A 7697-nucleotide genomic window follows, 5' to 3' on the forward strand; every position below is an offset into this window, starting at 1 on the left:
CCAAGCACGGCGATCACGACGAGTGCCTTGGCCAGCCCCTGTGTTCGGAGTGTTACCGCTACGACCACCACCTGGTCTGGCAGTGGTGGGCCCCCGAACTGTGGCGACGCTTCACCATCAGCCTCGGCCGCGCCCTCGCCAATGACCTCGGCATCAAGCCCGGCAAGCTCCGCGACCGCTGCTCCATCCAGTACGCCAAGGTGGCCGAAGTCCAGGCCCGCGGCGCGATCCACTACCACGCCCTGATCCGCCTCGACGGCCCCGCCCTCCTCGGCATCGGCGCCCCCGCCCCCGACACGATCACCACCAGCCGACTGGCGGCCCTGGTCGAGCACGCCGCCGCGTCGCTGCGCTACACCGTCCCGCCGCCCGTCGAAGGACAGGCCCCGGTAGTGCTCGCCTTCGGACCACAAGTCGATGTGAAGCATGTTCGTGACCACCACCGCCCCGACGACCCCGACGCTGCCTTGCAGCCCGCCCAGGTCGCCGCCTACCTCGCCAAGTACGCAACCAAGGACGCCAGCGACGCCACCACCCACCGCGACAACCCCCACTTTCAGCGCCTCAACGCCCTGTGCCGCACCTGGGCGACCGAAGCCGCGCTGCGCCAGACCCGCCGCGACACCGGCCAGCCGTGCACCATCCCGCTATGGCGAGGCGGCATCGACCCCTACGCCAAGATCGGCAAACGCACCCGAGACCTCGGCTACCGCGGCCACTTCGCCACCAAAAGCCGCCGCTACAGCCTCACCCTCGGCGCCCTACGCCGGGCACGCGCTCGCTTCCAGACCCTCCTGGCCCAGACCGGTGGGCAACCGGTCAACCTGTCCTTCGTCGACCTGCTCGCCCACGACACCGACGACCAGGTCATCACCGTGAAGGACTGGCGCTACGAATCGACCGGCTGGGACACCTCCACAGACCAGGCCCTCGCCACCGCCGCAGCCGCCCGCGCCCGCGAGTACGCGCAATGGAAGGCCACAACCACCCACCCCCACCACTCAAAGGAGAGCTGAACCATGTCCACCACCGCAACCTTGGAGCGCCTGCTGACCCTCGAAGAGGCGGGGGCGAATACCTGGGCACCGGGCCTCGCTTCCCGCGTCGCCTGGTGACCGAGCGACGTATCCGCTTCGTTCGGGTCGGCAAGTTCATCCGCATTCCCGAGACCGCGCTGCACGAGTTCGTTGATGCTGGAACGGTTGCCCCGATCCTGCGCAAGCGGGCTGCCTGATGGCCGGAAAGCGCGTCCACGGCTCGTTCCGCAAGCTTCCGTCCGGCCGGTGGCAGGTCCGCTACACCGGCCCGGACGGGCTTCGGCACCGCCTGGCCACGACCTACGAGACGCGACGTGCGGCAGAGAGTGCCTGGGCCACGGTGGCTTCCGACATTGGCCTCGGGCAGTGGGTGAGCCCCATCACCTCGGCCGTCACTGTGCAGGAGTACTCCGAGCGATGGATCGACGAGCGAGCCGGTCTGTCGGCTCGGACTCGTGACCTGTACTCGTCGCTCCTGCGTCTGCACATTATCCCCACCCTGGGTGACCACGAGCTGCGTGCCGTCACGCCCGCTGCCGTCCGTCAGTGGCGCCAGCGGCTGCTGACCAAGGGCGTGGGGGAGAGCACCGTGGCGAAGGCCTACCGCCTGCTCCGCGCGATCCTGGCAACGGCTGTCGACGACGACCTGCTCTCACGCAACCCGTGCCGCATTCGTGGGGCCTCGGTCGAGAATCCCGCCGAACGTCCGGTGCTCACCCTGGCCCAGGTGATGGACCTCGCCGACGCCATCGAGCCGCGGTATCGCCTGCTGGTGCTGCTGGCCGTGTTCGGCTCGCTGCGCTGGGGTGAGCTCATGGGCCTGCAGCGACGCGACTTCGACCTGAACGCCATGACCGTGAACGTGGCCCGTTCCGTGGCCGAGATCGACGGCGAGCTCGTGGTGAAGGCGCCCAAGACAGCAGCCGGTGTCCGACGTGTGAGTCTTCCGGCTGGCCTGCGCGACGAGATCCGCGACCACCTCGACGCCTATGCCGAGGACGGGCCGACGGGGCGTGTGTTCGTCGGCCCTCGTGGGCAGACGCTGCGTCGCTCCAACTGGACCAAGATCTGGCGTCCCGCGAAGGCGTCGGCCAGCATCCCGCCGGATGTGCACCTGCACGACCTGCGGCACACCGGCAATCACCTGGCAGCGGCGTCTGGGGCCTCCACCAAGGAACTGATGACCCGCATGGGCCACGCCAGCATGCGCGCCGCGCTGATCTACCAGCACGCCACAGTGGACCGGGACCGGGCTATTGCCGACTCGCTGGACAGGATGATGCGCCATGGCAGCTAGGTATGTCACCCTCTCGCCTAGGCTCGGGGATATGACGTTCCACAGAGGGCCCAAGGTACGGGCCGAGGCGGCAGATCGCGTTCAAGCTTCCTGCTGGGCAGTACAAGAGCTGGCCGAGGGGGATTGGAGCCGACCATCGGATCTCGTCAAAGCTCTGAATGATGCGACTGCCCAGGGGCCGGTGAGCATGGAGGCTACGCTGCGCGCCTCCATGCAGAGTCTCGCCGAGTGTCTCGCGATGGTCCGGTCAACTCAGGAGACGTCCGGCACTCATCGCGCGGTCATGGCATCGCTCGCGCGCACTGCTCTGATCTCCGCCTCGAAGGTTCTCTATGTTCTTGGACCCGATAAGGAAGACCAGCGGCGGGCGCACGCCTTGGAGGTGGCCAGACAGGACGCTCGGAGTCTTGGTCGTCTGTATGACGATGCCGAGAAGTTCGGACAGCTGCGCGGCCTGTGTCCTCCGCCGGAGGTGCTTGAACAACGAAGGCCTCAGATCGATTCGTTTGGCAAGCAGAATGCGATTGGGGAGCGGAGCCTGCTCATCAAGATGTCCACTGTGGCTGCCGAGATGTTGGCTGCCAAGTCTGGAGAGGCTCTCGGTGGCAGCGGAGAAGGTCTCGTGCGTGAGCATGTTCTTTGGATCTTCCACGTGTACAGCGGGGTTGCGCACGGCTTGGGATGGCCTCGCGAGATGCCAACCACGGACAACATTTTGCCGGGTGACTGGCTCGCCGATGTAGGCATGGTGGCCGCGTTGGGCCAACTGGCTATGGAGACGGCACGGAACCGGTGGGACGCGTGATTGGGCACGATTGGGCACGAAATGGCTTCTGCTATGTGGCCTGAAACCCTCGAAGGGCCCCGCCAACTCTGTGTTGACAAGGCCATTCGTTGTGGAGCGGGCGACGGGAATCGAACCCGCGTGTCCAGCTTGGGAAGCTGGCGCTCTACCATTGAGCTACGCCCGCGTGCCGTGCAGCAGCAGTCAGTCTAGCGCACCCCGAGCAGTGGTGCCCGCAGGGCTGGTGAAGCGCTGAGGACTTGCCCCTGCGGGCCCTTCTGCATGGCGCGGCGCCACCCGGCGGCGGCATCCTTGGAGGCACCATGGACACTCGTCACTTCACGCGTCGACAACTGATGGCCGGCGGCCTCGGCGTCGGGGCTGCCGCCCTGCTTGCAGGTTGCTCCGCTCCCGAGGACGGGGTCACCTCGGAGTATGCCGACGCCTTCTCCATCGCCCACCGCGGCGGAGGACGCAACTGGCCCGAGATGACGGTCCACGCCTACCAGCAGGCCGGAAAACTGCCCGGCCTGCCTGCCATGGAATTGTCGGTGCACCGCAGTGCCGACGGGGTACTGGTCTGCCACCACGACTTCAGCACCCGCCGGATGACCGGCCGCGACCTCGAGATCGTCAAGACGCCGTGGAGCCAGCTGCGCACGCTCAAGGTCCACGCCAAGGAGACACTCGACCCCGAGCAGCCGTCCCGGCCGATCGCCCGCATCGAGGAGGTGCTGGAGGTGTGGCCCAAGGACATGACCTTGTGGGTGGAGCCGAAGGCCAATGAGGCGGTCGATCCGCTCTTCGCGCTGCTGTCCAAGGATCCCGACCGTCGGGTGGTGTGGAAGCGGCCGATCAACGCCCCAGGCTTCCAGAAGGCCAAGCTGGAGGGCTGGGGAACCTTCGGCTATGTCTTCGACGGAGACCGCCAGACCAGGTACCTGGACCAGATGGTGCCGTCCAAATGGCTCGACATGGTCGGCGTCCAGGTCGAGGCCTCCGACCAGCGCATCACCGAGGTGGTGACCAAGGCCGGCACCTACGGCAAGGAGACCGTCGTGTGGGCGGTGAACACCATCGCGCAGCGTGACCGGGCGCTCAAGCTCGGCTGCCGTGGCCTGATGACCTCGAACATCGTCGAACTGCTCGACGCGCCGATGCCCGACTGACTAGCCGAGCCGTTCCCGCGCCGCGCGCGCGACGGCATCGTAGACATCGCGGTCCAGTGCCGAACCGGTGCGTCGCACCGAGGCCGGATCGATCCGTACCACACGGTCCAGGCGCACCTCGGAGGCGCGTCCCCTGCGGTCCCAGGCCCCCGTGCCGATGTCCATCCAGTGCCGACCGTCACGGGCCTCCTGGGCGGCGTCGCGGTCATGGTCCTTGCTGGTCAGCGGCAGTCCCAGCAGCCAGTGGCCATCCCGGCCCACCAGAAGGACGGGACGGTCCTTGCCCTGGGAGTGGTCCTCCTCGAAGGGCACCCAGCCCCACACCACCTCTCCCGGATCGGGGGTGTTGCCTTGTTGCGGCGAGTACTCGAAGGAGGGGACGCCGACGAAGTCCTCACTCTGATCGGCTCCACTGCGGGACGCCGGAGCGGGAGTACGCCGGGGCTCGCCGGAAGGACGACGCGCTTGCCGGCGCTGGCCCTGCTGCAGCGAGCGCAGACCCTCGCGCAGCAGGACCTGGGTCACGTCGGTGAGCACGGCGCGGAAGTTGAAGGCCATCAGAACTCCTGGTGGGTGGCGGGGTCAGACGTAGCGGGGCAGAGGGCCGTAGGTGACGTCCTGGTCTATCTGCACCGCGGGCCTCTCGCCGGCCCGGAACTGTTCCCAGTGGGAGAAGTAGCGCGTCACGGGCGGTGTCCACAACAGCGCGGTGCCGACCAGTGCCGGCGCCGCGGCGGCCAGCACCACTGGGTTCACCAGCCACCCGAGAAGCGCCAGCACCGTGGCGAGGGCGGCGGCCACGCGTGACCAGCGGTGACCATTCCAGGCGTTGAGGGCTGCCACGGAGCAAGCTGTCGAGACGGCAGAACAGATGGCGAAAACCGCGACGATGGCGACGATGGAGCGCCACCCGCCGGGGCGCGGCTGCCACAGGTGTACCAGCTGCGAGGAAGTGGCGAAGCTGGCCATGTGGATCGCCCGCCACCACGACAGTGCCAGGCCAGCAAGAGCCACCAGGGCCGCGCCGTGCAGCAGCACACTGGCGGCCACCATCACCTTGGCGCGCCGGGGCTGCCCCGTGCTGGGGCTGATCGGCAGGCCGGAGTGGGACAGTTCTGCGGGGGGAAGGGTGGCGATGCCGCCGTCGCGTGCTGCGTCGTCCACGGCCACCTCCTGGCTGGTCACGTTCATCGGGTGGCCAGCCTACCCGGGCGGGCTGTCGGCGCGGATCAGGCCGGACCGGCGTCGATGATCTGCTGCACCGACGGGCCGTAGAGCCGGGTGAGGTCCTCGATGGAACGGCCGTGCACCTGTGGGGCGCGCAAGACCTGGCGACTGAACAGCAGGCCGAGCACCTGACTGGCCACCATCTCGGCGCGCAGTGAGTTGGCGGTGCCGTCCTCGGCCGTGATCGGCAGGCGCGGGAAGACGTCGATGGCGAAGAACTCGCGCAGCGCCTGCAGTGGCGGGGTGCTGGTGCCGAGTGTCGTGGGCTGGCTGGGGGCATCGCTGCACATGTCGAGGCTGCGGCGCACCAGCTCGGCGCCGAGCTGGTCCCGCGGAACCTCGGCGAGGCCGGCGAGATGCCGGTTCAGGTCGATGCCCACATCGGCCAGGGTGGCCAGGAAGATGGCCGGTTTGCCGTGGAAGTAGTGGTGCACGAGGGCGGGGTCGACGTCGGCCGCGCGGGCGATCGCGCGCAGCGAGACGCGCTGGTAGCCGTGGGCGGTGAACAGCTTGCGGGCACAGCCCAGGATCTGGTCACGGGTACCGGCGCCGGCGGGGCGACGGCCACGTCGCCGGCGGGCGGCACTCTCCGGCGAACTGGCCGAGCCCGAGGACGCGGGGCTGCTCACGCCGGCGGGGGCCTGGTCCTGCGGCAGGGCCGGGGCGGGAACGGGGCTTGACGCAGGCTGGACGGTGCGGGTGTCGGTGGAGTCGAGGGTGGAATGCGTGTTCATTGGTCATCTCGGGGGCCGGAAGGGAGGCCCGTAGCAGGGACAGGCTCGTGCGGCAGTCTCTCAGCCCCAGGGGCCAGTTGATCAGCCAATCGTGCGATGCCCAGTGTCACGAGTTCTCGTACCTCGACGAAGACGTCGGGGAGTGCATCGACCGGCCACCAGCGAACGTCGTGGGACTCGTCGCTGGTGACGGGATCGTCCATCGGGGCGGTCACCAGGAATCGCACGTCGAAGTGGCGGGTGGGCCCGGAGCCACGGCAGGTGATCGGGTGGCAGTCCAGGTGCAGCGGCACCGGGTCGACGGCCAGACCCTGCAGGCCGGTCTCCTCCATGGCCTCACGCAGGGCGGCGGTGGCCAGGTCGGCGTCGTCCTCGAGGTGTCCGCCCGGCTGGAGCCAGGCCCCGACGATGCGATGGTGGACCATGCAGGTGTGGCGCCCGTCGGGCGAGAGCACCAGGGCGGAGGCCGTCAGGTGGCCCGGTTGGCAGCTTCGGCGCACCGCATCCGGGCGCGCGTCGAGGAAGCCCAGATAGGATTCACGCAGGGCTCGCTGGCCTGCGCTGGGCGGTTCCCAGTCCCGTAGGCTGCGCACCGTCCCTCCATGTAGTTCGCTCGACATGCCTTCACCCTACCCCCAGGGGTGGGTTCAGGCGCGCAGGCTAGGTTGAATGCATGTCCAAGAACCCCCCTTGGGTGGCCGCGGTCTTCGACCTCGACGGGACCCTGTGTGACACCATCGCCCTGATCGTCACCTCCTTCAGGCATGCCCACCGGGAGGTGCTCGACATCGACCTCGACGAGGCTGAGGCGCGCGCCTGGATCGGGCGTACTCTTCCCGACATCTACGCCCCGCACGGCGAGCTCGCGCCGGTGCTGCGAGAGAGCTATGTGCGCTTCAACCTGGCCAACCTGGAGCGGCTGCAGACCAGTTTCGAGGGCATCGACCGCCTGCTCGACAACCTGGAGGAGGCTGGGGTGCGCCTCGGGGTGGCGACGAGCAAGCACCGGGCCGCGGCCGAGCGGAGCCTGGCAGCGGCGGGCCTGGCCCACCGAGTGCCGCTGCTGGCCAGCCTTGACGACACTGCACGGCACAAGCCGCATCCCGATCCACTGGTGCACGCCTTCGAGGCGCTCGGCGTCGAGCCGGGCAAGGGCGTCTACGTCGGCGACGCCGTGGTCGACATCCAGGCCGCCAAGGCTGCCGGTTGCGACCAGATCGCCGTCACCTGGGGTGCTGGGGACCGCACCGAGCTGATGCTCGCCGACCCCACCGCCGTGTGCGATGAGGTCGACGAGTTGGCCAGGTGGCTCCTGGGCTGATCGCACGAGCCGCCAGGGCTTCGGGGACAGCAAGCAAGCTCTTGCACGCAAAGGGATCCCCGCACCCATGGGTGCGGGGATCCCTTTGCGTGCAAGAGCTTGCTTGCTGTCCCCGAAGCCCTGGCGGC

At 68.6% G+C, this 7697-nt stretch carries 10 protein-coding genes and 1 tRNA gene; 6 read left to right on the forward strand and 5 right to left on the reverse strand.

The window, feature by feature from the left end; translation table 11 throughout:
- From ACHFFZ_RS09720 to ACHFFZ_RS09735, 4 genes are all read left to right on the forward strand, one after another.
- The coding region (locus tag ACHFFZ_RS09720) for a replication initiator (RefSeq protein WP_394276435.1) at positions 1–1016 on the forward strand (1016 nt) is incomplete at its 5' end.
- Between the two features lie 95 nt (positions 1017–1111).
- Entirely contained in the window at positions 1112–1234 is a 123-nt protein-coding gene (locus ACHFFZ_RS09725) for a hypothetical protein (RefSeq protein WP_394276436.1), read from the forward strand.
- The gene (locus ACHFFZ_RS09730; RefSeq protein ID WP_394276437.1) at positions 1234–2334 is read left to right on the forward strand and encodes a tyrosine-type recombinase/integrase; all 1101 of its coding nucleotides are present in this window, start codon (positions 1234–1236) and stop codon (positions 2332–2334) included. The genes ACHFFZ_RS09725 and ACHFFZ_RS09730 overlap by 1 nt, the downstream gene beginning before the upstream one ends.
- 211 nt (positions 2335–2545) lie before the next feature.
- Positions 2546–3139 (forward strand): hypothetical protein, encoded by a 594-nt coding sequence (locus ACHFFZ_RS09735; protein ID WP_394276438.1) that lies wholly within the window; start codon positions 2546–2548, stop codon positions 3137–3139.
- Between the two features lie 92 nt (positions 3140–3231).
- Here ACHFFZ_RS09735 and ACHFFZ_RS09740 read toward each other — a convergent pair.
- A tRNA-Gly gene (locus tag ACHFFZ_RS09740) sits at positions 3232–3305 on the reverse strand.
- Between the two features lie 136 nt (positions 3306–3441).
- Between ACHFFZ_RS09740 and ACHFFZ_RS09745 the strand changes: the two genes are divergently transcribed.
- Positions 3442–4287, forward strand: a complete 846-nt coding sequence (locus ACHFFZ_RS09745; protein ID WP_394276439.1) for a glycerophosphodiester phosphodiesterase — start codon at positions 3442–3444, stop codon at positions 4285–4287.
- Here ACHFFZ_RS09745 and ACHFFZ_RS09750 read toward each other — a convergent pair whose 3' ends face one another.
- From ACHFFZ_RS09750 to ACHFFZ_RS09765, 4 genes are read right to left on the reverse strand one after another with little or no spacing between them, the layout of a single operon-like run.
- Positions 4288–4845 (reverse strand): type II toxin-antitoxin system PemK/MazF family toxin, encoded by a 558-nt coding sequence (locus ACHFFZ_RS09750; protein WP_394276440.1) that lies wholly within the window; start codon positions 4843–4845, stop codon positions 4288–4290. It abuts the gene before it with no gap.
- Positions 4846–4869: 24 nt separating this feature from the next.
- Positions 4870–5478, reverse strand: a complete 609-nt coding sequence (locus ACHFFZ_RS09755) for a hypothetical protein (protein WP_394276441.1) — start codon at positions 5476–5478, stop codon at positions 4870–4872.
- Between the two features lie 38 nt (positions 5479–5516).
- Entirely contained in the window at positions 5517–6248 is a 732-nt protein-coding gene (locus tag ACHFFZ_RS09760) for a TetR/AcrR family transcriptional regulator (protein ID WP_394276442.1), read from the reverse strand.
- Entirely contained in the window at positions 6245–6868 is a 624-nt protein-coding gene (locus tag ACHFFZ_RS09765; protein ID WP_394276443.1) for an NUDIX hydrolase, read from the reverse strand. The genes ACHFFZ_RS09760 and ACHFFZ_RS09765 overlap by 4 nt, the downstream gene beginning before the upstream one ends.
- A 53-nt stretch (positions 6869–6921) precedes the next feature.
- Here ACHFFZ_RS09765 and ACHFFZ_RS09770 point away from each other — a divergent pair, with 53 nt between their 5' ends.
- On the forward strand, positions 6922–7569 hold the full coding sequence (locus ACHFFZ_RS09770; protein WP_394276444.1) for an HAD family hydrolase: 648 nt from the start codon (positions 6922–6924) through the stop codon (positions 7567–7569).
- Positions 7570–7697 lie beyond the last annotated feature (128 nt).

Source organism: Luteococcus sp. (assembly GCF_043424415.1).
Classification (GTDB): domain Bacteria; phylum Actinomycetota; class Actinomycetes; order Propionibacteriales; family Propionibacteriaceae; genus Luteococcus.